General features: G+C 42.3%; 20 protein-coding genes and 2 pseudogenes. 16 read left to right on the top strand and 6 right to left on the bottom strand.

Translation table 11 applies throughout. The annotated features are described in order from the left end of the window. Positions 1 to 18 precede the first annotated feature (18 nt). Both ASD40_RS35235 and ASD40_RS35230 read right to left on the bottom strand, forming a co-directional pair. Positions 19 to 834, bottom strand: coding sequence for an enoyl-CoA hydratase/isomerase family protein (locus ASD40_RS35235; RefSeq protein WP_057307794.1), 816 nt, complete (start codon positions 832 to 834; stop codon positions 19 to 21). Positions 835 to 860: 26 nt separating this feature from the next. Then, positions 861 to 1,100, bottom strand: a complete 240-nt coding sequence (locus tag ASD40_RS35230) for a hypothetical protein (RefSeq protein WP_156390288.1) — start codon at positions 1,098 to 1,100, stop codon at positions 861 to 863. A 98-nt stretch (positions 1,101 to 1,198) separates the two neighbouring features. Between ASD40_RS35230 and ASD40_RS36885 the strand changes: the two are divergent. After that, positions 1,199 to 1,340: pseudogene (locus ASD40_RS36885) on the top strand (YdeI/OmpD-associated family protein); the annotation flags it as partial. A gap of 323 nt (positions 1,341 to 1,663) precedes the next feature. Continuing rightward, positions 1,664 to 2,458 carry a hypothetical protein gene (locus ASD40_RS35225; RefSeq protein ID WP_057307792.1) on the top strand — a complete coding sequence of 265 codons (795 nt, stop codon included), beginning with the start codon at positions 1,664 to 1,666 and terminating at the stop codon, positions 2,456 to 2,458. 272 nt (positions 2,459 to 2,730) lie between these two features. Here the strand turns inward: ASD40_RS35225 and ASD40_RS37680 are convergent, their stop codons facing one another. Continuing rightward, positions 2,731 to 2,925 carry a hypothetical protein gene (locus ASD40_RS37680; RefSeq protein WP_057307791.1) on the bottom strand — a complete coding sequence of 65 codons (195 nt, stop codon included), beginning with the start codon at positions 2,923 to 2,925 and terminating at the stop codon, positions 2,731 to 2,733. A gap of 103 nt (positions 2,926 to 3,028) precedes the next feature. After that, the gene (locus tag ASD40_RS35215) at positions 3,029 to 4,138 is read right to left on the bottom strand and encodes an ATP-binding protein (protein ID WP_057307943.1); all 1,110 of its coding nucleotides are present in this window, start codon (positions 4,136 to 4,138) and stop codon (positions 3,029 to 3,031) included. A gap of 729 nt (positions 4,139 to 4,867) precedes the next feature. Between ASD40_RS35215 and ASD40_RS35210 the strand changes: the two genes are divergently transcribed. The 5 genes and pseudogenes from ASD40_RS35210 to ASD40_RS38990 all read left to right on the top strand — a co-directional run. Then, the gene (locus ASD40_RS35210) at positions 4,868 to 5,317 is read left to right on the top strand and encodes a MarR family winged helix-turn-helix transcriptional regulator (RefSeq protein ID WP_057307790.1); all 450 of its coding nucleotides are present in this window, start codon (positions 4,868 to 4,870) and stop codon (positions 5,315 to 5,317) included. 170 nt (positions 5,318 to 5,487) lie between these two features. After that, positions 5,488 to 6,363, top strand: a complete 876-nt coding sequence (locus tag ASD40_RS35205) for an alpha/beta fold hydrolase (RefSeq protein WP_057307789.1) — start codon at positions 5,488 to 5,490, stop codon at positions 6,361 to 6,363. A 96-nt stretch (positions 6,364 to 6,459) separates the two neighbouring features. Beyond that, positions 6,460 to 6,777 carry a hypothetical protein gene (locus ASD40_RS35200; protein ID WP_057307788.1) on the top strand — a complete coding sequence of 106 codons (318 nt, stop codon included), beginning with the start codon at positions 6,460 to 6,462 and terminating at the stop codon, positions 6,775 to 6,777. 32 nt (positions 6,778 to 6,809) lie between these two features. After that, on the top strand, positions 6,810 to 7,145 hold the full coding sequence (locus ASD40_RS35195) for a thioredoxin family protein (RefSeq protein ID WP_057307787.1): 336 nt from the start codon (positions 6,810 to 6,812) through the stop codon (positions 7,143 to 7,145). Positions 7,146 to 7,454: 309 nt separating this feature from the next. After that, positions 7,455 to 7,628: pseudogene (locus tag ASD40_RS38990) on the top strand (RNA polymerase subunit sigma-70); the annotation flags it as partial. Positions 7,629 to 7,768: 140 nt separating this feature from the next. Here the strand turns inward: ASD40_RS38990 and ASD40_RS35185 are convergent. Next, positions 7,769 to 8,650, bottom strand: a complete 882-nt coding sequence (locus tag ASD40_RS35185) for an AraC family transcriptional regulator (protein WP_057307785.1) — start codon at positions 8,648 to 8,650, stop codon at positions 7,769 to 7,771. Positions 8,651 to 8,934: 284 nt separating this feature from the next. Here ASD40_RS35185 and ASD40_RS35180 point away from each other — a divergent pair, with 284 nt between their 5' ends. The 5 genes from ASD40_RS35180 (at position 8,935) to ASD40_RS35160 (ending at position 15,420) form a co-directional block, all read left to right on the top strand. Next, on the top strand, positions 8,935 to 10,314 hold the full coding sequence (locus ASD40_RS35180; RefSeq protein WP_057307784.1) for an ABC transporter substrate-binding protein: 1,380 nt from the start codon (positions 8,935 to 8,937) through the stop codon (positions 10,312 to 10,314). 69 nt (positions 10,315 to 10,383) lie between these two features. Further along, positions 10,384 to 11,265 carry a carbohydrate ABC transporter permease gene (locus tag ASD40_RS35175; protein WP_057307783.1) on the top strand — a complete coding sequence of 294 codons (882 nt, stop codon included), beginning with the start codon at positions 10,384 to 10,386 and terminating at the stop codon, positions 11,263 to 11,265. Between the two features lie 16 nt (positions 11,266 to 11,281). After that, positions 11,282 to 12,127, top strand: coding sequence for a carbohydrate ABC transporter permease (locus ASD40_RS35170; protein ID WP_200957503.1), 846 nt, complete (start codon positions 11,282 to 11,284; stop codon positions 12,125 to 12,127). Positions 12,128 to 12,168: 41 nt separating this feature from the next. Further along, a complete protein-coding gene (locus ASD40_RS35165; RefSeq protein WP_057307782.1) occupies positions 12,169 to 13,668 on the top strand; it encodes a glycoside hydrolase family 32 protein in 1,500 nt (499 codons plus the stop codon). Positions 13,669 to 14,076: 408 nt separating this feature from the next. Further along, complete coding sequence (locus ASD40_RS35160; protein WP_057307781.1) at positions 14,077 to 15,420, top strand: NosD domain-containing protein; 1,344 nt, start codon at positions 14,077 to 14,079, stop codon at positions 15,418 to 15,420. 66 nt (positions 15,421 to 15,486) lie between these two features. On the opposite strand, the gene ASD40_RS37675 is transcribed toward ASD40_RS35160, so the two are convergent. Further along, complete coding sequence (locus ASD40_RS37675) at positions 15,487 to 15,657, bottom strand: hypothetical protein (RefSeq protein WP_156390286.1); 171 nt, start codon at positions 15,655 to 15,657, stop codon at positions 15,487 to 15,489. Between the two features lie 781 nt (positions 15,658 to 16,438). Between ASD40_RS37675 and ASD40_RS35155 the strand changes: the two genes are divergently transcribed. The 4 genes from ASD40_RS35155 to ASD40_RS35140 all read left to right on the top strand — a co-directional run bounded on the left by ASD40_RS35155 (position 16,439) and on the right by ASD40_RS35140 (position 21,528). Then, the gene (locus tag ASD40_RS35155; RefSeq protein WP_057307780.1) at positions 16,439 to 17,005 is read left to right on the top strand and encodes a hypothetical protein; all 567 of its coding nucleotides are present in this window, start codon (positions 16,439 to 16,441) and stop codon (positions 17,003 to 17,005) included. Between the two features lie 27 nt (positions 17,006 to 17,032). Then, a complete protein-coding gene (locus ASD40_RS37670) occupies positions 17,033 to 18,898 on the top strand; it encodes a stalk domain-containing protein (RefSeq protein WP_235549506.1) in 1,866 nt (621 codons plus the stop codon). Between the two features lie 370 nt (positions 18,899 to 19,268). Continuing rightward, a complete protein-coding gene (locus ASD40_RS35145) occupies positions 19,269 to 19,799 on the top strand; it encodes a PrsW family glutamic-type intramembrane protease (protein WP_268795953.1) in 531 nt (176 codons plus the stop codon). A 244-nt stretch (positions 19,800 to 20,043) separates the two neighbouring features. Next, complete coding sequence (locus ASD40_RS35140) at positions 20,044 to 21,528, top strand: Lsa family ABC-F type ribosomal protection protein (protein WP_057307778.1); 1,485 nt, start codon at positions 20,044 to 20,046, stop codon at positions 21,526 to 21,528. Positions 21,529 to 21,866: the final 338 nt, after the last annotated feature.

Here is a 21,866-nt window from a genome sequence, read left to right as displayed (position 1 = left end):
ACCCACTTTCGTCGTTTATTAATCTACATTGCCCAGATGTTGACCTAAATGAAGTTCGAAATCGCTTCGTTGATTAAGGCCTCGCTCAAGTACTTTCGGCAATATTTCTTGCGTATATTTGGACATTACCCCAGAGATGAAAGCTGTGCGGGATTCTAGTAATTCGGAAGCTTCCGGAAGTCCGCTGCGGCTAAGAAGCGTTTTAGCCTCTATTAATGTTTCTTTCTTGAATGAGGATATTCTTTGCGCCAAATTTTCCACGAATTCGGTTAATTGGGCGTCAGGAATCGATCTGTTAATCCACCCGTAGCGCTCAGCCATTGCGGCGTCGTAATCGTCTGCGCTAAGAACGATTTCAAGGGCGCGGGACCGGCCCACCAATCGGGGCAGCATCTCATTGCCGCCACCTCCAGGCACGAAGCCTACGCCCACTTCAAACTGTCCGAAAACAGCCTTTTCTAGGCTTGCGAACCGCATATCGCAAGCAAGCGCAAACTCGCTCCCCACACCCCGGGCTCGTCCCCGTATTTCAGCAATGCTTACGACTGATGCCTTGGCAAGGCGCGTTATGAAATCCAACCACGCCGGAAGCTCAGTCTCTTTCGGCGTTTTTAGCTTTTCTCCAGCTCGCGTCAAATCGTAGTGCGAGATAAAATATTCAGGATCAGCACTATCGAATACAACAATTTTCAATTCCGGGTCCACCTCGATTTGATCCATAAGCGTCGAAAACTCAAATATCGTATCCGGATCCAAAAGGTTAATCGGAGGGTTATGAAATGTCACTCGCCAGTAAGATGACGTTTTGCGTGTTATCGAAAGTTGTTTGTACATACGAATTGGTAACAGCTCCTTTGCTTTTATGAGTAAATTCGTGCGGCCGCCTCGCTTACAATTCGGTCAACGATTTGTTTGGCTGTATCGTTTGCCGTCAGCAACGAGTCCCTTGCCCAGCTCACAACTACTGCGCTCGCTGCTTCCTTGGCTGCACCGTTTCGAATATCGCGAGTAAAATTGCTCACATAAATCGGTTTGTAATGTCGATTTTTTTGGATATCACCCTTTTTATAGCTTTCCACAATAAGTATGCGTGTACTCATTTTTATAGATATTAGTGACAAACGAGTAACAAAAAGGGAGTGCGAGTCGTTGGTCCAGCCAAGCGGGAACGAAGTGAAATCTCCAATTCAGCCGTCCAAGAGTTCGGATCGATACGGTACAAAGCAATAAGAATCAGCCAGAATTGTTCAGGAGCAGATTAGACAAAATTCATAACAAATACTAGAGAAAACAAAATGTACGGTCAATGGAATGATAATGGACGTCTACTAGATAATTAAGATGCTCTGGGGCAATTTTCAAAACTTTAAGCCAGCCAGATTATAGCAGAAAGAGGTTCCCGCCAACACTTTAACAGTAAACGTCACATCCAACCCGCCTTCAACCACGCGTTCACATGAGAACATAGAGGCAATCTTGTCTCGTGGCATCTCCTTTTTTTGTTCATTCAAGTAACGGGCAGGATTCTTTAAGATATATAATGAAATATTAGTACGACGGTGAACGCTTACTTTTGGATGATATCGTATGACGCATGGCACACGTAGGACAAACGTACGATATACATATTCATCTTTAAATTGGTATGTAAGGAAGGTGAGCAATGGGGCTATCAGAAGAAATAATAAATTCTTTTCATCTTAGCGGGGATATTGTGCCATTGAGTGGCGGACAGAATACATCAGTAAGAGTCAGTAATGCTGTATTAAAACCTGTGGATGACATACAACATTCTGAATGGTTACTGAATATTATTTACAATATAATCCCTCAAGGTTATAGAGTATCAAAGCCTATTAGAAGTAAATACGGCACCTTCGTAAGTAGAGGATGGGCTTGCACTCAGTATGAGGTAGGTAAGGATGTAAAAGGGCGAATTGAAGAAAAACTTCTGGTATCGAAGTTATTTCATCGTGACCTATCTTCCATTGATTTTGGGAACTTCCCTCATACTGATAATCCTTGGTCCAAGGGTCATCGTATAGCATGGCAAATAGATGAATTACCAGGGGAATTACCGAGAGAAACACAAGAAATTATTAATAAATTACTAAGTAGGGTAAGCCTAAAAGAACACTATAAGATGCAGATTGTTCATAGTGATTTGTCGGGAAATATTCTTTTTGACCATGTTTTGAGTCCTTTAGTGATTGATTTTTCTCCTACAATTGCTCCAGTAGAATATGCAGAAGCCATTTTGGTTTGTGATTGTATAGCATGGCAAGGAAGCAATATTTCTGAGATAGATTTGCTTCCAGATAATGAATTATATAAAGAAATGATTATTCGAGCAATTATTTTCCGTTTATCTGTTTCCGCTATATTTTCAAATGGTGATTATCTTAAATTTTTTCAAGAGTATCAGGCATTCAAATCCATAATAGAGTATATAAAGTAGCATTCAACTATTGAACTAACGGAAACGATAGCACAACACACAACTTAAGCGTTAAGATTAAACCCTCCCAATTCTAGCAAAGCTAGAGATAATTATATTTGGGAGGGTTTTTATTATGACATTGAAGGAGTTATGGATGCTGTCTGAAGCTGACAAACGTATCCTTGGGTTCAGCTCGCATACAATGAAAGCATACTTTCTACAACTTAACATGTTGATTCGTGAACTGGGTAATCTGGAGATTGAAGAAATATCCTTAAAATGTAGCCCTGTCACGGACATTGTCTCCTGCTTTCGAGAACGACAATGTAGCCGTGCCTGCCCAAGTAAAATTCGCTCTCCGCTTCGTCTTCAAGCTCAACCATTAGTTGGTTAAAGTAGCCCTCGACTTGATCGAGGAGTGCCGCCGGAAGTGCCTCGGTGTGGCGCAGTACGTCAAAATCCTGCTGTGTCTTGAAAATTCTCATCTTGCATTCCTCCTGAAAAGAAAATGGCTCCTCAAAATGAGGAGCCTCGTAGAAATAATTATGTTTTTCACTCTTGCTGTTTCAGGTACAGGTTCTTTTAGTCTCAGTGAAAGTGAATTGTTAGGTCGGGATAAGTTGCAAAAATTTCAGGGATACGTTTCGCTACAATATCCCTGTCAAAAGTGGATTTAAAAATTTCTTGATCTGGTAGAAAAGTAACACTTGTTCCCGTTTCTTTTGTAACACCTACTGTCAACAAACCCGTTTGAGGAATTCCATGTTTATAGTCTTGCCTGAAGACTTTTCCTTCTCGACGAACTTCGATCGAAAGCTTTTGAGAGAGAGCATTAACAACCGCAATGTTAATACCTTTTTCTCCTCCCGGAGCAACGAAAGAGTCGTTGGTAAAATGGCTCAATTCAGTGAGAACTGCTTGCACACGGGATTTCTCTGTGTTCGGAAGGACTTGAACAGGGATTCCTCGCCCGTTGTCAGAAACTGTGATGCTACCATCACCTTGAAGGAAAATGCCTACTTCGCTGCTAAATCCGGCTCGATGCTCTAGGATGGAATTCTCTAACACGGCCCAGAGAAGATGGTGCGGGTCGTAACCATCCTGAGTGTTACCCAAATAGGCACTAGCGTTGTTTCTTGTTTCAGCTAATTCCATATAGTCACTTGTATCAAGTAAGTCGGAAGTCGCTGCTAGTAACAAAAGTAGTGGTAGTGCTCGGTGGGAGGCAAGAGAGTACATTCCACCTCTTTCTTCTTGGACAAGGAGGTCAGCCCCAAGCAACGCTTTAATGTGATGGTAGAGTTGTCCGGTTGTCCCCATGTTTAAACGTTCAACAATTTCTGAACCCGAAAGGGGTTCTTTCAACACCGATCTAAGGATGTCCAAGCGCTGTTTGTGACCAAGTGCTGCTAAAACTTTGGCGACTTTCTCGCCATCCAGATCCATCAATTGACTAACACGTCTTTCTTGGGGTTCCCATCTGTACCGCCATTTCTCCCCACGGTATTGCCCTGAGTAAAAAACCTCGCCAAGTTCCAATTCATTGTTGTTCATTTCGATTAACACGGAACTTTTGTCGACTATCTGGTTTCGAGATATTTTAGGCGAGCTATCATTTACGATTTGACTTACTAGCTGTTGAAGATCACCCAGTTGCTTTGTTAAATTATCCAATTCTGCGCCGAAGTCTCTAGACACTGTCAAATGGATCACCCTTTCACCGAATTATTTAAATACGTAGTTACGTAATTACGTATATCTTAACATACAGCAAACTAGTTGTAAATAATACCTAAAACAAAAAAACGTGGTTTATCACGGTTTTGAAAGTACCAAAAAACTTGCCGCTACAGACAGCGCGGTGAACCGTACCATAGATAACAAGTGAGGTCATTACGCTAGCGTAGTAACGTTAGCTCAATATAAGGGAGCAGGTTGCCGCGGCTGATGGCTGGGTGCCATTAAAGAAGCTATCTCTTTACAATTATTTTGTCAGAAGTACTTCAAAACCAATTTGTCAACCAACAAGAGTTTTTAGATGACAAATTGGTTTTGAAAGCCCGAGTGGAGTTCCATAGAATCTGAGAAAATGAGAGCAATTTAAGAGGTAATGGTTTTTTCCATAGAGGGAGGATAGTTTAACTAACCCCCTTCAAATCAAACGATAACCCAAGTCAGTACCAATCTTTTGGTTAAAGTAAAAAGATATTATAAGACCAAATTGGTTAATTGAAATGATAATCAGTAGTATGCCTTTCAATTTGTTTTATCTTTGCCGAATATGTAGAAAAATTTGTGGTCACAATAAGACTATAAAGCTGAGGAAAATTTTCCTCTTGCGTTTATGTGCATATGAGACTAAAATTTGTTTAGCAAGTTGATTTATTGAACTGAGCACAATAAGGTTACGATTCAGGAGGTGAAAAAATGCCGGTAGATATCAATATCCCAGAGCTATGCAACTGTACGAAGTTAAGACGCGCTCAACGTCATATTACACGTCTCTATGATACCAACCTAGCAGAGTCTGGGGCAGGGCTGCGAGCGACTCAATTCTCCATATTGGGTTATCTTAAGACTGGAGGCCCGAAGACGATGATGGAACTAGCCGAACTGATGACTATGGATCGTGCTACAATTGGACATAATTTAAAGCCACTTGAGCGCGATGGTTTGGTTCGTATAGAGGTTAGCGAATCAGATCGACGTGCCCGAATTATTTCAATAACCGATGAAGGTCTTAGACGAGTCGAAATCGGCAGACCTGGATGGGATCGTGCTCAAGCTGAATTTGAGAGGCTTTTCGGCACCGATCACGCCAAGTCAATGAGGGATATGATGGATGAGATTACTAACCTTCCCTTTAACATAAAATGAACGGGCTGCTTTAATACATCAGCCTTTGTTAATAGAGAATTCATGGATACGTAACATACGTGCATATGAGACTATTTTGTGATATATGTGCATATGAGACTATATTCTCAACTTTACTTTATTGTAGGGCACACTAAAGTAAATCAACAAAACAAGAGGAGAGTTAATAAATGACAACAACGAATACGAACTTCCAAGAGCAACGCATTGACCGTGGACAAGGTAGTATCTACGTCCGTGATTACGCAGGTAAAGGTCCAGCATTTGTACTGATGCATGGATACCCTGATAATTTGCATATTTACGATGACTTGGTTCCTCACCTGGTAGCTGGCGGTCGTAGAGTCGTTGTATTCGACTTCCTAGGATTTGGTGCATCTGACAAACCAGTTGGTGGGAAATATAGCTTTGAACAACAAATAGGCGATCTGCATGCAGTAGTGGAGGCCTTGAAACTAGACAAAATCGTACCTGTAGGTCACGACTCCTCAGGTCCAGCAGCGGTCAACTATGCCATCGAGTATCCACAACACGTTGATTCCGTTTGCCTACTCAACTCCTTTTATATAGAGTCGCCAACGGCAAAATATCCCGAATTCATCGAGTTGTTTGCCACTACGAATCTAAAAGCACTCACACAAGCCATTCTTAGAAGCCCAGAACAATTCGCATGGGTCCTTCAATTCCAAAGAAGCAAATTCCAAGAGCATCTTATAGAGGAACAGAAGGAATACTACTCAAAGTTCCTTGGCCCTATAATAGACGCCAACTTCCGCCAGCAGCCGAGCTCTGGACCAGCGTTCGCACAAATGACTTCACAACACTTTGATGAACTTGCAAGAAATACGAAACGAATTAATAAGATGTGGCAGCTTGATATGCCAGTCAAACTTATTTGGGGCGAAAATGACCCGTACCTTAACTATGGTATTGCGAGACATCTCACTACGCTTCTAAAAAAACCGCAACTGCATGTTTTGCCAGCAGGTCACTGGTTGCAAGTGGATATTCCTGACCAAGTCGCAAAGGTTATGTTAGATAACTAATAAACTAGATTTTGACAGATCACCCGGAGCAGCAAAAGAAGTTGCTCAGGATAAAGGAAAATATCAGTTCTTCTTAATTTTAAAAGGAGAGCTTGAATGAAAAGAATGCTATTGATCGTACTTATTATGTCTTGTGCGGCGACGTACATTCCATTCCCTGTTTATGGGGAGCATTATAAGCTCAGTAGTTTAGAAATTACAATTTTGTTTGTCGTTTATGCTGCAATCCTACTTCCAACATTGCTAATTGTGGCAGCGCGAGGGAGTTACTGGGGATTGAAGCGGGTACTTCGAATCAGTATTTGGCAAGTTATTGCTTACGGGGCTTTTACAGGTGTAGCAAGTGCTTACGGAATAAAAGGTGACGCAAGAGAGAATCTTATCAATAAATCAAGCGAGCAGTGTGGTAAATGATAAAAATACTTCGAACATAAGGTGGTAAAAGGGTGGAGGTTATTTCATTAATAAAAGAAACACTCCGAGGACAGATAAATCATGGGATCACGCTCGTTGATTTTTATTCGCCTAAGAGCGAATCTTGTCAAGAGCAGCTTCTCATTGCTGAGAAGCTGGCTCGAGACGTAAGATATCAAGCTATCATTGCCAAAGTTAATATCGATCAGGAAAAAGAACTTGCCACGGAATACGGTGTGTTGAGCGTGCCAACTTTAATGCTGTTTAAAGATGGCTATCAAGTGGAAACATTGGTTGGGCAACAAAGTAAAGAAGTTTTGCTGCAGAAAATCAACCGATATGCGACCATGGGCGATTCATGCGTGTAATGATGTACGATAACTCAATCACGACATGACGGCAGCCGTCCATACGTGCGGCTGATGGCAGCGTACCATTAAAGAAGCTATCTGTTTAAAATTATTTTGTCAGAAGTAATTTAAAACTAATTTGTAAATCAGTAAATTTGGCCATAAAACCATTTCAAAACTTCATTTGTCATTTTATTTTTCACGAAAAAGCCAGCAAACCCTTGTGTTTGCTGGCTTCTTGCACTTCAAAACTTATTTGTCACCCAACTAGAAGAGAGAAGAAGAACAGAAGAACAGAAGAACAGAACAGCAGTCCCTCCTCCCCGGACGATAGGGCTGATCAAGGTGATCTAATCATTTTCGCCAAACAAGGGAACGAAACTCGCAACGTTAGCGGAACGCTTCATCGAGAACGAGATTTTGATGCATCTGCTTTCGTTGAAGAAAACGCGCAAGGATGTGTCCTTGCATGATCCGATCGGAACCGATAAAGAGGGAAATGGGCGCTTCCGCTCACCAAGCGTCAGCTCCGCATCTGCTCCCAATCCGTTGCAATATCGTAGATGGTCTAAGGCTATTCCCCAAGACGCCCTATGACTCTATTTCGTATTCACCCTAATCAATGCCGAGAGGCTATGTAATTATGAGCTAGATGGTTTCTTTTTTCGATAAAAAGAAGGATTAACGCCTTCTATTTTTTTGAATGCTTTACTAAAAGAATGAATATCCGGAAACCCGATAAGTTCCGCAATTCGTTTTAAAGGTTCATTAGTGAATTGGATCATCTCTCTGGCTTTTTCTATTCTCATTAATTGGTGATATTGGATAGGACTCATCCCAAATGTTTGATTAAACAGGGTGATTAAATAGTACTTGCTGATTCCAGATATTTTGGCCAGTTCATCTAAAGTCACCTTTTGACCCGTGTTATGCTTTAAGAAAATTCTGACTTGCTCCAGCTCATTGATATTGGAAAGTAAGTGAGGATTTCTGTTCCAATAGTTTTCGCGTAATAATGCGGTGAATAATTGAATAAATAATCCCTTCATATTCAATTCATAAAATGGCAGCTTCATTTGGAATTCTCTTATAATTTCAAAAAGTATTTTCTCGATAACTAAATGATGCCGTAAGCGTATATGACTTGCTAAAGGAATAGTTAATACGTCAATCTCGTCGCTTCGGAACCACTTCATTTCTTCTTTCGTCATATTTTCAAATTTTTTAAAAGAAACTTTAACATCGTGACTATCTTCTTGATAGAACAAATCAAAATGTAAATGGGGTTGCCGAACTAAATCTGTTCCAACTTTGCTAATCGAATGCCTTTGTTTGGGGCGAAAGAAAAAGATGTCACCTGGTTCTCCAAAATAAACATCATCCTCAACAGTAACTTTTAATCTGCCTTCTTTGAGATAAAGGATCTCATAGTCAAATAATACCCTTTCCTCCAAATACCAAGGAAATGAGACATAGCTATCCATAGCAATTCGTAAATAGGGCGACAGATTGTGTATGTTCAAGTATGAACCTCCAACCAAAATATTTGACAAATTAATAATAATTTAAGCCAACGACAATGCTTGAATATTAGTATATCATTGATTTTGTGGAAAAGAAAACGTTTACCTGAGAAAAGAAAACGTTTACCCGAGAAAATCAAACGTTTTCGAGAAACACAATTTTGGATAATCTTTACTTTTACTTGGGGGGATTGCCTGGAGGAACTTACTATGAACGTTTGGCAATCTAATAGTCCTTTAGGGAGACTACCATTTGTTAAATAATAATGAGGGGGTAACTTTTTATGAAATTAAAAGGTAAATTATTATCTGGTGTTCTTGTACTATGCATGTCTTTTTCAGCGATTTTGGTTGGATGTTCTAGTAATGAAAAGAACCCTGAAAGCTCTGCGTCCAATAAAGGACAACAAACTTCTGAGAAAGGAGCATCTGGCTCGTCGGATAAATCCATCACGGTTCTGGTTGAGGGCGGAAGTCCGGCCAATACGGTCGCCAGCCAAACGGCGGAAGAATTTAAGCAAAAGACTGGCTATGAAGTGAAGATTGAAACGGTTCCCTACATCGGTGTCTATGACAAATTGAATGTAGAAATGAAAGCTAACTCAGGAGCATACGATGTTGCCACGATCGATATCTTGTGGTTTCCTGCTTTGGCAAAAAACTTGGTAGCTATGGATGACTTAATGACGGATGAGGTCAAAAATGATTTTGTACCTAATGTAGTCGATGGCGGTAAAGTGAACGGTAAAATTCTGGGCATGCCGGTTTGGACGAACTCAAAAATTTTATTGTATCGAACCGATTTGTTTAATGATCCGAAGGAACAAGATGCATTTAAGGCTAAATATGGATATGATTTGAAGCCGCCTACGAATTGGCAGCAATACAGGGATGTCGCCAAGTTCTTTACTCGTGATACGAATAATGATGGGACTACTGATCTATATGGTACAGGCGTATTAGGAATGAATAACGGGGATTCAGTTGCCAGTTGGTTGGATCATGCCGCGCAAGCAGGAGCCAAACCGTTGGTTGTGGGTAAAGATAATAAAGCATTAGTCAACTCGGAGCCATATGTAAAAGCTCTGGAATTTGAAACAAAGATTTTACGTGAAGACAAGTCTGCACCAGAAGGTGCACTAAACATGGCCTCTTCTGAGATTTCTGAAATGTTCTGGAATGGAAAAATGGCTATGATGCTTGAGTGGGCTCATTTCTTTGTCCCTTCTAACGATCCAGCCAAATCGAAAGTAGCGGGGAAAGTGGGGGCGGCGCCAATGATTGCCGGAGAATCCGGGGTAGGGGTTGTACCAGGACCTTGGTATCAAGTGATCCCGAGCACTTCCAAAAAACAAGATATCGCAAAACAATACGTGAAATTTATTTATGAAAAAAATGAATTGTTTATGAAAGCATTAGGAGTGGCTGCACGAAAATCGGTCTTTGACAAATACGGCCAAAAACCTGAATATGCACACCTGAAAGCGCTTGAAACTACACTGGCTGCCAGCCAAACACAAAATCGTCCAATATTGCCACATTGGAACGAAATCGAAAATGAAGCATTAGTCTCTGCCATTCAAGTAGCTCTCTCCGGAAAGGAAACACCGCAAGAAGCATTAAACAGAGCCGCAGCAAAAATTAACGAGATACAAGGAAAATAAATGGAAAAAGGGGCTCAGGTTCGAGCCCCTTTTTAACCGAATTCCAATTCTCACAGAAGGATGATGGATATGTCCCTAAGAGATCAGAAGCTTTCTTTCTTATTTTTTCTACCGGCTTTCGTCTTCATGGTCTTGTTTTTTGTTTACCCAATGATATTGCTTTTTAAAGATAGTTTTTTTGATGATGAAGATCCTTCAAAATTTATTGGTCTTCGGCATTATTCTCACGCTTTAACTTCGGACACATTCTATCAATCCTTAAACAACACAATTGTGTATGTGATAGGTGCAGTTGCAATTGAGTTAATATTGGGCATGCTTCTTGCTCTTCTGCTAAGTACAGGGTTTAAAGGCGCCAACGTCATTCGTACTTTGCTGTTGAGTCCGTTAATGATTTCTCCTTTGGTTTGCGGTTTGATATGGAAATTTATGCTAAACGATCAATTTGGTATCTTAAATGTAATTATATACAAATTGGGCATGATTAAGAATCCTCAAAGTATCTTGTGGTTATCTGACAGCAAGTTGGCTTTAATTTCCTGTATGATTGCCGATGTATGGCTTACCACGCCATTTATGATGTTGATATTATTAGCGGGCATACAAGGTATACCTGAAAGTTTATACGAAGCTGCCCGCATGGACGGAGCAAATAAGTTTCAAAACTTTTTGCATATCACACTGCCAAGTTTAAAACCGGTCATTTTAGTTGCAGTTGTTATACGTATGATTGATGCAGCTAAATCCTTTGATATTATTTGGGTGATGACACAAGGCGGTCCGAATGGTTCCTCTTCCTTAGTAAGCACATTAATTTATAAATCGGTAGCCAGATACAATCAAGAGGGCTTTGCAAGCGCAATGGCTGTAATCTTTATGATTATCTTGCTGGCAATCTGTTCATTCTTTTTTAAACAATTCTGGAATCCAAATAAGAAAGCGGTTCGATAGGAAGGAGATCAGCAAGATGGTTATTACCATGAGTAAACAAAAATCCAGAGTTGCCGGTTTATTTGTATTCGTCATCTCATGTATTTTTTTGGTTGTTACTTTATTTCCATACGCTTACCTTGTGTTATCTTCACTGAAACCGCCAAGGGAAGTGATTTCCACAACCCCTACGTTGTTGCCTTCTGTGTTTACTTTAGCCAATTACAATGCCTTGTTTCATCAACTGGCAATCGGAAAATATTTTGTTAACAGTCTTATAACTGCAATGTCAGGTACATTATTGAGTGTTTTTCTGGGTTCATTAGCTGCTTATGGCTTAACCAGATTTGCATCAAAGTTAGGGAATTTATTTCTACTTTTTACTTTAGGTGTTCGTATGACGCCTCTGATTAGTGTTGCAATACCGATGTATCGCATTATTGGGCAATTAGGTTTAATGGATACAAAATTAGCATTAGTTTTAGTCTATACCAGCATAAACATTCCGTTTGTTATCTGGATGATGATTGGTTTTTTTGACAATTTGCCAAAAGAACTTGATGAATCTGCGCGTGTCGACGGATGCGGGATGTTTGGAACTTTTATGCGTATTATCTTACCGATCTCGCTGCCTGGAATCGCAACTACCTCAATTTTTAGCTTTATGCTTTCCTGGAATGATTTCTTGTTCGCATTACTTTTAACAAGCACTTCGGCCAAAACGGTGCCAGTAGGAATTTCAGAGTTTTTAACAGCTTACGGTTTGGATCTAGGCCCCATGACGGCTGCGGCAACCATATTTAGCGTGCCTGTCATGCTGTTTTCGTTTGTCATGCAAAAATACATTGTTCGCGGAATGACAATGGGTGCTGTTAAAGAATAGAGAAAATTTGAATGATGAAATAAAGAGTGGAGGAAATATTGATGCAATATGATCACCATACGTTCCATAATCTCATGTTAGGTAAAGCAGAACAATCGGCTGCAACTATAAAGGAACATGTGGGTAAAGACCCTATGCGCTTAAAGTTTCATTTTATGCCTCCCGCCTATTGGATGAACGATCCTAACGGGCTTATATACTATCAAGGAGAATATCATATGTTTTACCAGTTCCACCCCTATTCAGCCGAGTGGGGTCCGATGCATTGGGGCCATGCAAAAAGTAAAGATTTGGTTCATTGGGAACACCTTCCTATTGCACTTGCGCCAAGTGAAGTCTATGATCTTGACCAAAAAGGCGGATGTTTTTCCGGAAGCGCCGTCGATGACAACGGGATATTGACTTTGATCTACACCGGCACGATTATGAAGGAAGGGCGTGTCATTCAAACCCAATGTTTAGCTTCCAGTACCGATAGCGTGACATTTCAAAAATATGTAGGAAATCCGGTTATCTCTGTTCCTCCAGAAGGGAGTTCCTCTGATTTCAGGGATCCGAAAGTATGGAAACACGAAGATAAATGGTATATGGTCGTAGGTTCAAGTAAAGATGGAAAAGGAAGAGCTTTGCTTTATCGCTCGAATGACCTGTATGTATGGGAGTATGTAAGTGTATTGGCTGAGAGTGACGGTACGATGGGTACGATGTGGGAATGTCCGGATATTTTTCAGCTTGGCGATCGTTATGTACTAATGTTCTCCCCAATGGGAATGGGTGAAAAAAAAGCGAGTTATTTAACTGGTTCATTAGATTATAGTAGCGGGAAATTTACTTGGGATTATTGTGGAGAAGTGGATTGCGGGTTCGAGTACTATGCTCCTCAATCCTTCCTTGATGATAATGGAAGACGAATTATTATAGGTTGGTTGAACGCTTGGGATTGGATGCCGTGGTTTAAGTCGTTCGGTCCGACAAAAGCAAACTATTGGTGCGGGGCCATGTCTCTTCCGAGAACGGTTGAATTGGATACAGGCGGACGTTTGAAGTTTCTTCCGGTTGAACAATTGCAAACTTTGCGTAAAGAGCATTACGTAGTAGAGAATGTGTTGGTTGAGGAAGGACGAAGACCCGTTCCTAAAGAAATGAATGGCGATTGTTTGGAGATCATGGTGAAGTTTTCATTGGAAGATTGCGATGCGGAAGAATTCGGATTGCGATTGAGATGTTCTGAAGACGGTAAAGAAACCTTGATATCCTACGATGTCAACTCCAAGGTACTCCGGTTTGATAGATCCCGTTCAGATTCGTTTAGTGAAGGCGTGCGAACGTGCATGCTCGAGACAACGGCTAATGGTTTGGTAGCATTGCAAATTTTTGTTGATACTACATGTATAGAAATCTATGCAAATGAAGGGCGCTCCGTGATGTCAAACAATATCTATCCTGATCCGGCGAGTACGGGGATTGACATTTTTTGCCGTGGAGGAAAGGTTAAAATGCTTTCATTAAACGTTTGGAAACTCGAATCGATTTGGCGGTGATCATAAGTAGTATGATGCGTATCTGCCTGAATGCATGAATGCTTGGAAAGCCCATCTTCTCGGCGATGATGGTAAGCGGGTCGGTGGTAAATTGGATCAAATGGCGTGCTGCATGCACACGCATGGTATTGAATCGGACTCATACTAAACGCTTTTTGAAAGAGACGAACCAAGTAATGTTTGCTAATTCCAGAGATTTCGAGATCTCATCCAAAAGGGGATAATGCCGGACTGTGCTGGGCGTTGGCGCTTGGTTTGAAGGCGTTGAAAACATCTAACGAATAAACCGAAGGGCCTATTGTTTCTGTGAAAGTAAGAAAATCGCCTCATCCTGCCTTCTTGGCAAGGATATTAGCGATCTTTTTGACCATATAAGAATTTACACTAAATGGATAGGAGAATTTATTTATGGCTAGTAAAAATTATTACGACGTAACAGAGTGGCCTGTCGGTAATCCGTATGAGGATATTGGTGAGGTAATCAATAGCATTATAGCAGATATTAAAAGTAGGCAAACGGACACTGATGTGAATAAAGGCGGAAAGCCGGGTGCGGTTATCTATATTCCACCGGGAGATTATCATCTTGGCAGTCAAGTAGTTATAGACATCAGTTATCTTAAAATTATGGGTTCTGGACACGGGTTTACATCTTCGAGTATTCGTTTTAATACTTCTGAGAATGAATGGGCGGATTTGCATGAATTGTGGCCGGGAGGAAGTCGCATACTCGTAGATATTCCCCTAGAAGTAAATGACGAGGAATATAAAGGAGCTGCATTTTATGTTGAACGAAGTGGAAATCCCCGAATAAGTTCGGTAGAGTTTTCTGACTTTTGTATTGATGGTTTGCATTTTATTGAAGATGGTTCAGGAGAAACAAATCCGGAAAACACATACACTAACGGGAAAACGGGTATTTATGTTGCAAGTGCTTGTGACTCATTTCGGATTACAGGCATGGGGTTTGTGTATTTAGAGCATGGAATTACTATTTATCATGCAGATGCACTGACTATACATGATAATTTCATAGCTGAATGTGGTAACTGTATAGAACTACGAGGTTGGGGACAGGCTTCAAAAATAACCGATAACTTGATAGGAGCCGGTTTTAAAGGATATTCAATTTACGCTCAAAATTTTGGTGGACTTTTGATTACAGCGAATAATGTTTTTCCACGAGGTGCGAGCAGTATCTATTTTGATGGTGTGACACGTTCCAGTATCACAAATAATAGACTTCATTCATTTTATCCAGGAATGGTGGTATTCAGGGAAAATTGTTCGGAAAACTTGGTTTCTTCAAATCACTTTTTACGTGACCATGAACCTTGGACCCCTTTTCTGGGAATTGACAATGGTTTAGATGATTTGTATGGTCTCCTATATATCAGTGGCAATAATAATTCTGTAATTGCTAATCACTTTTCTGAAGGAATTAATACTCAGAACATCAAGCCGGTAGGTGCAACACCTGTAATCATACGTATTGTTTCGGGTAAGGGAAATTATATTTCTAATAATCATGTTGTTGCCACGGAGGTTCATGCCAAGATAAGTGATTCTTGTTTCTCTGCGCAAGTAGACGCTTTGTTGACTACCGAAGCATCAGAGCCGCTTACCGTAACAACAGTATTGGTAGAAAAAGAATCGCTTCAAAATACGATTCTTGATTCGGGAAGTGATGCACAGGTTGTTATGGACAAGACTGTAAATGCATTCAGAGCCACTCCAACACCAGGAGCATAAATAATATATTCAACTATGTTTTGGTGGTAGTTTTTGTTCCAAAGTTTCTAATTTTTTGGGTGCTTCCTAGCGATGGAAGTGCCTCTTTTTATAGTGTTTCCCATATTTGGAGAACGAGTGATTGCCTGGGTGCAGCGGAGCTTTGCCTACAAGCTGCAGCAAAGCCCTTTTCAAATGGCGTACGACTTCACTATTTTCGCGGTAATCGTCGATTACAAGTAAGTGCCGTTTATTCAAGATGGTGTTCCAAAATTCATTAAGCTTATTGTAGAAAATCAGCTGTTTATGCAGCAATGGCTGTAAGTGAAATGGCATTTGCCAAACGGATGGGTGATAGCACCAGGATCACAAATTGCGGCTTCCTTGGAGCAGTAGGATTGCCACGTTGGCCGGACCGAGCTGGAATTTCAGTTTACGACTTCTGGACTGCAAGAAGCCAGATACGATCTAATTATTGAAATTACATCACAAGGCCGACCTACAAAAGGATTGATTTCGCTCGTTTTTATGTATGGCGTGCGGTACGAAGGTGTGTAATAGAGCAATTTGCATGATGGCGAGGTTATTCAATTCGAAGTTAATATAAGTACTTCAAAACTTAATTGTATGTTAGACATTTTGAACACCTCCACTACTTCAAAACATAATTTGTCATTTTACTTTCAAGAAAAAGCCAGCAAACCCTTGAGTTTGCTGGCTTCTTGCACTTCAAAACTATATTGTCCTTCAACAGTGCCGGGTATACAGTCGATAACGACGAAGGCATCGCATAGGTATCGGGCGTAAAATGATAGCGGTTTAGAGCCTCTATTGTTGTCGGTGGAGCGGGAGTCATAGGACCGCATAATTGCAATACGCATTTAGTGCGTAGACTTTCATAGTGGCTCTGTCATTAAGATCGTTTCCCGAAATTACCTATGAAACTTCCCGCAGCACTCAGGAAGAGCTACTCTCCAAAACGGGAATACAGGTTTGTTATGATAATTACATAAATCGAAATCAAACGGAGGATGAAAGAATGACATTGGAGAGAGTAGTCAAGTGGCTTGGGTTTCTTTGCCTATTGGCGGGAATCATCAGAATGGGGATGACGCCGTCGTCCCTCATTTGGGGAGATGATAGTACGCCGGAGGTTATTTGCGGATTTATGGCCTGTATGTTGATGGCCATCAGCTCCATCGCGCTTTACATGTCCCAGTCACGTGAAACCGGGGTACTTGGATTTATTGCAGCCTTACTCCTTATGATTGGGAATTTGTTGGTAGCATCTAATTTTTATGGTTTGTTCGCATACGGCTTTTACGCCAAAGAAGGAGCATTCGCAAGTATTATGGGAGGCGTTTCGGGCATGGGGATGCTGCTGGGGACAATTATACTTGCGATTCTAACCTTCCGCGCAAAAGTGTTTCCGCGTTGGACGGTTATCCTGATGGTCATTATGCTGGTCTCATTTGGACTTCCATGGCTCGACAAGTGGTTTGCCTTCTTCTGGGGTCTATCGTATGTAGGAATGGGCTTTCTAATTTGTACAGGGAGATATAATAAAGGGCCGGCTGCAAAAATTAAAGGAATTATTTCTTTGTAAAAATGAATTGGGAGAAGGAGAATGATCATGATGGTTACGGTTAAAAAACAAAAAATTTGGAATTCAGCTCTATCCCTTGTGCTGGCGGGCTGCTTGTCGTATGGCGGAGTCGCTGGCGCTTTCGGAGAAACCTCACCTGCGGGAGTTGCGATCAAGGAGTTTAGTCTGCTCGATACGGCGTCTGATGTTGTCGGCGCTGCTGACTTCAAGCCGGAGGGCAATAAGGATGGCCACTTCAAGCTTGTGCTGAACTTAGCACAGAAAACGGTCATTAATGCGGTTGTACTCCGCTCTACCGATGATTACGGCAAGGATAATTATCAAGGGGTGTGGAGAACAAACCGTGCTACGACCGGCTGGCTGCTCGGCATCGTAAAGGACAAAACGGTTACATCTGCAGACGGCGCGATAACCCATGAAAGCGAAATTATTAACCCGGGCTTTCGAAAAGATGTGAAGGAGTCGGTTGGCGAGTTCCAAGGGCAGCTTACGTTCGACTTGTATGCCAGCGACAACGGCACGATTAAGGAAACGCAGTCTTATGTGCTGGAAATCGAGACACCGCAAGGTGCGATAGTTTCCAAACCGATTAAATACAAGAAGCCAATGATTTCGGATGGGACGCCTGCTCCTACTACGACGCCAGCGCCGTTACCGAGTCCGGCACCCTCACCGGCGCCAAACCCAAACCCGACGCCAAACCCAACGCCAGCACCGACGCCGAACCCTGCTCCGGCTCCCGTCCCTGCTTCTGAGGATGGAACGAAAGATATTGCGATCCATGTGCTTTTCAAAGGGGCAGAGCTTCACTTTAACGATGCGCAACCGATCGTTAAAGACGGTCGCACGCTTGTCCCATTCCGCAAACTGTTTGAAACCCTAGGCTTTACGGTGCAATGGGTGGAAGAGGGAGCTGTCCGGAAGGCGATTGGAACGAAGAACGGCCTTTCCATCGAATTGACGATTAATAATACGAATGCAATCGTAAACGGAAAAGCTGTCGCCCTGGATGTACCTGCCCAGATCATTGACGGAAGCACGATGGTACCATTGCGCTTCGTGTCGGAGAGCAGCGGCTACAATGTTGTCTTCTCCAGTAGCGGCAATGTTTGGACGATTCGGATCGAGGATGCCGCCCCTGGCACGAATCCGGACCCTGCACCGGCTCCGACGCCAGCACCAACACCGGCACCGACGCCAGCACCAACACCGGAACCAACGCCGGCGCCCGTACCATCTGTAGAGGAAGTTGAACCATACGTCGTGAAAGGCTACGTACGAGACGCGAAGGGCAATCCGATACCAGACGTTGAGATCTTTGCGGATAACACCTTGCTTTATGACAGCAATCTCCTTGCAGTCACCGATGAATCAGGACACTATCGGATTGAATTACCGCAAATCGCAACAACCTATCGAATGGGAGCTAACATCACCAAAGAGTTTAACGGCAAAAACTTCACATTCCATTTAGCAGCTGACGTCGATCGTCCGCTTGCGGGAAGCACAGGAGCTGTCCGAGATTTTACTTGGAAGAAATTCGACGGTCATATTTTTGTTTATCCTAATTTTTCATCCTTCGATGACAGCCTGCCTGAGTTCGATATGAGCGATCTTGAAATTACACTTACGCCTGTAGGACCATTGCTTGACGGAAGCACAGGCCAAACGTTGATTAAACGGGGCGGCCCGGTCCCAGGCGGCGCGGGTATCGATCATGTGCCGATCGGCCGATACAAGGCGAGTGCCAGATGGCTGCCAGAAGGTCACGAACCATTGCCCATGCAGATTAGTGTTAAGGGCGGTAAATATGCGGATTCTGCCGAATTCGAATTTGGCGAATCCATAACCACTTCCTACTATATAAGCGAGTTTGTAGTCAAACTTCCTTAGCATTTGCTGGAAAATCTGCTGTACTGTTAGCACACAGCCTCTCCTATTTGGAGAGGCTGCGATTTTTTTGGAGGGATATGATGAACACTTAGCCCAACGAGCATTAAGATATAAATTTATTTATGGTTGGTAAACTTGAGCAGAATATACTTTCGGAAAATACACAGGACATGATGATGTTGGTATAGTGTTGGGTAAGTGATTGAATTTTTTGGGAACCAAGATTGGATAAACCTTACATCTACGTTTATTGTGATACAATATGTATCGAAATTAATAATAATCTCGGAGTTACTAATCAAATGAGCGTTCAAGCATTCTTGATGAAACATTTTAAAAGAAGGCTGTCTCTCGTACTCGCTATTGTTTTATTGTTGGGCAGCGTGCTGCCGATAAGGGAGCGACCGGCAGCATGCTTGCTGTCTTATGGTTGAGAGCCTTGCTATTACCATTTGGGCACGGGACTTGGACGGCTATTGCGGCAGCAGGCATTGGGATCGGATTGTCGAAGGCCTCGACATCGTCTGGCAGGTTAAGCGTATGGCTAAAGGTGGCTGGACTGGTTAGCGCGAGCATTTTGCTGCACACGCTCTGGGATTTCCAGTTCGCAAGCGGAGCGCTGAGGGTGGTTGGCATGGCTGCAGTCGGTGCAGCTGGACTCCTGTTGCTATTCCTGCTTATCCGTTCCGGCACAGTGGAAGAAATACAAGCGCTCACGCTGCTGAATCCTGCGCTGAGCGCGGACCGGTTGATAGACGATGCGGACGTCGAGCGTCCGCTAAACTGCCAAGCATGTGACACGCAGTGCCCGCCAAAAACACGTTATTGTCCGCGCTGCGGGCAGTCACTCCGGGCGGAGGCCGCGCGGAATTCGGAAGTTGCAACAAGGAAAAGAATATGATAATATTCAGCTACATTTAACGATTGGAGATGAAGAGGATAATGTAATATTTCTTGCCCTTATTCTAAGAATAGAACAGTGCTTGTTTTATTCCTGATTGGCAAGAAAGTTACCTTATTCTTCTCTCTCAAAATAGATCCTTTTTCATACCCTTGCCCGGGTTGAATTTGTCGTATTTTTTTGAGCTGCAAGAAAGGTAACTTTCTTGCAGCTTAATTTTTTTTCGACAAAGGAGGATATCAGAGTGTCTACTATTAACGTATCAAACCTGACATTTGCCTATGAAGGCAGCTATGACAACATCTTTGAGAACGTCAGTTTTCAGATGGATACTGACTGGAAATTGGGCTTTACAGGGAGAAATGGCCGTGGGAAAACGACGTTTCTCCAACTATTACTCGGCAAACATGAATACAGCGGCTATATTTCGTCGCAGGTAGAGTTTGAATATTTTCCATTCCATGTGGAGCGCAAGGAAAGTCTTACGTATGAAGTAATTGAAGATATTTTCCCGGACTATGAGCACTGGCAATTAATACGGGAGTTTTCGCTACTAAAAGTGTCCGAGGACGTGTTGTATCGCCCTTTCAATTCGTTGTCCAACGGCGAACAGACCAAGGTGCTGCTAGCGACCTTGGTCATTAAGGAAAACAGCTTCCTGCTCATTGACGAGCCGACAAACCACCTAGATATGAATGCGAGGAAGCTTGTAAGCCAATATTTAAGATCAAAGAGTGGGTTCATTCTTATTTCTCATGACAGAGCGTTTCTCGATCATTGCGTCGATCACATTCTCTCCATCAACAAAACCAATATCGAGATCCAGAAAGGCAATTTTTCGAGCTGGTGGGAAAATAAACGGAGGCAGGATCAGTTCGAACTTGCGACGGACGAAAAACTCCGTAAGGACATCAAACGGTTGTCCGATTCGGCCAGACGTACTGGGAATTGGGCGCATGCAGTAGAAAAAAGCAAAAACGGCACAAGAAATTCCGGCTCCAAAATCGACAAAGGCTATGTAGGCCACAAAGCCGCCAAAATGATGAAACGCTCGAAATCGATTGAACAAAGGCAGCAATCGGCCATCGAAGAGAAATCCAAGCTTCTGAAAAATATTGAAAGCTCAGAAAATCTGGAGATTACACAGCTCTCTTATCATAAGCCTCAACTTGTGGAGTTGGATGCAGTTTCGATTTATTACGGGGAAAGACAGGTATGCGAGAATGTAAGCTTTACGATTGAGCCGGGCGAAAGCATTGCGCTAATAGGCCCAAACGGTTCGGGAAAATCTTCGATTCTTAAGCTGATATGTGGTGAGGGGCTAAGCTACACCGGAAGCTTACGGAAGGATAGCCAGCTTCGAATATCGTACGTATCGCAGGATACTTCCCACCTTCGTGGAAATTTGTCGGACTATGCTAGGGAGCATGGAATTGACGAAAGTTTGTTTAAATCGATTCTTAGGAAGCTTGATTTCTCCAGACCCCAGTTTGAAAAGGATATGTCGGCGTTTAGCGGCGGCCAGAAGAAAAAGGTGCTGATCGCCAAAAGCCTGAGCGAGCAAGTGCATTTGCATATTTGGGACGAACCGCTTAACTTTATTGACGTCATCTCGCGGATGCAAATCGAAGAACTGCTGCTTGAGCATACCCCAACCATTCTATTCGTGGAGCATGACAGCGAGTTTTGCAAGAATATCGCGACAAAGATTGTAGAACTGACAAACTAACCTTTCTTGGAGGATGAGGGCAATGATGATTGAGGTTGAAGTTGAGGTTGTAGATGATTTTGTGAACCTGTTCATTTCGAATGAGAAGGTTCACGAAAATATAATCTCGGGGATTTACCAGTTTATCGACAAAGGCACAAGGCGTTCTAATGTTCCGCTATTTAGAAGGAACGTCGGGGAGGCCCCGTTATCAACAGTAAAACGTCACATTTGTGGCAACTGTATCACGGGAATCGTGCTCTCGTCTTTTAAGAGGCGGGAGCTTTTTTATTTTAGCTTGTGAAAATCAGATGACTAGAACTTGAGGACATTCCCGATTTTGACAAGAACATTAGGAC

It is taken from the genome of Paenibacillus sp. Root444D2, assembly GCF_001426375.1.
Taxonomy (GTDB): domain Bacteria; phylum Bacillota; class Bacilli; order Paenibacillales; family NBRC-103111; genus Paenibacillus_E.
This window is presented reverse-complemented; position numbering and strand designations above follow the sequence as displayed.

Bases quoted from the DNA above. Each gene is read 5' to 3' on its own strand.
- ASD40_RS35235 (WP_057307794.1), bottom strand. From the start codon at position 834: ATGTACAAACAACTTTCGATAACACGCAAAACGTCATCTTACTGGCGA.
- ASD40_RS35230 (WP_156390288.1), bottom strand. From the start codon at position 1,100: ATGAGTACACGCATACTTATTGTGGAAAGCTATAAAAAGGGTGATATC.
- ASD40_RS35225 (WP_057307792.1), top strand. From the start codon at position 1,664: ATGGGGCTATCAGAAGAAATAATAAATTCTTTTCATCTTAGCGGGGAT.
- ASD40_RS37680 (WP_057307791.1), bottom strand. From the start codon at position 2,925: ATGAGAATTTTCAAGACACAGCAGGATTTTGACGTACTGCGCCACACC.
- ASD40_RS35210 (WP_057307790.1), top strand. From the start codon at position 4,868: ATGCCGGTAGATATCAATATCCCAGAGCTATGCAACTGTACGAAGTTA.
- ASD40_RS35205 (WP_057307789.1), top strand. From the start codon at position 5,488: ATGACAACAACGAATACGAACTTCCAAGAGCAACGCATTGACCGTGGA.
- ASD40_RS35200 (WP_057307788.1), top strand. From the start codon at position 6,460: ATGAAAAGAATGCTATTGATCGTACTTATTATGTCTTGTGCGGCGACG.
- ASD40_RS35180 (WP_057307784.1), top strand. From the start codon at position 8,935: ATGAAATTAAAAGGTAAATTATTATCTGGTGTTCTTGTACTATGCATG.
- ASD40_RS35175 (WP_057307783.1), top strand. From the start codon at position 10,384: ATGTCCCTAAGAGATCAGAAGCTTTCTTTCTTATTTTTTCTACCGGCT.
- ASD40_RS35170 (WP_200957503.1), top strand. From the start codon at position 11,282: ATGGTTATTACCATGAGTAAACAAAAATCCAGAGTTGCCGGTTTATTT.
- ASD40_RS35165 (WP_057307782.1), top strand. From the start codon at position 12,169: ATGCAATATGATCACCATACGTTCCATAATCTCATGTTAGGTAAAGCA.
- ASD40_RS35160 (WP_057307781.1), top strand. From the start codon at position 14,077: ATGGCTAGTAAAAATTATTACGACGTAACAGAGTGGCCTGTCGGTAAT.
- ASD40_RS35155 (WP_057307780.1), top strand. From the start codon at position 16,439: ATGACATTGGAGAGAGTAGTCAAGTGGCTTGGGTTTCTTTGCCTATTG.
- ASD40_RS37670 (WP_235549506.1), top strand. From the start codon at position 17,033: ATGATGGTTACGGTTAAAAAACAAAAAATTTGGAATTCAGCTCTATCC.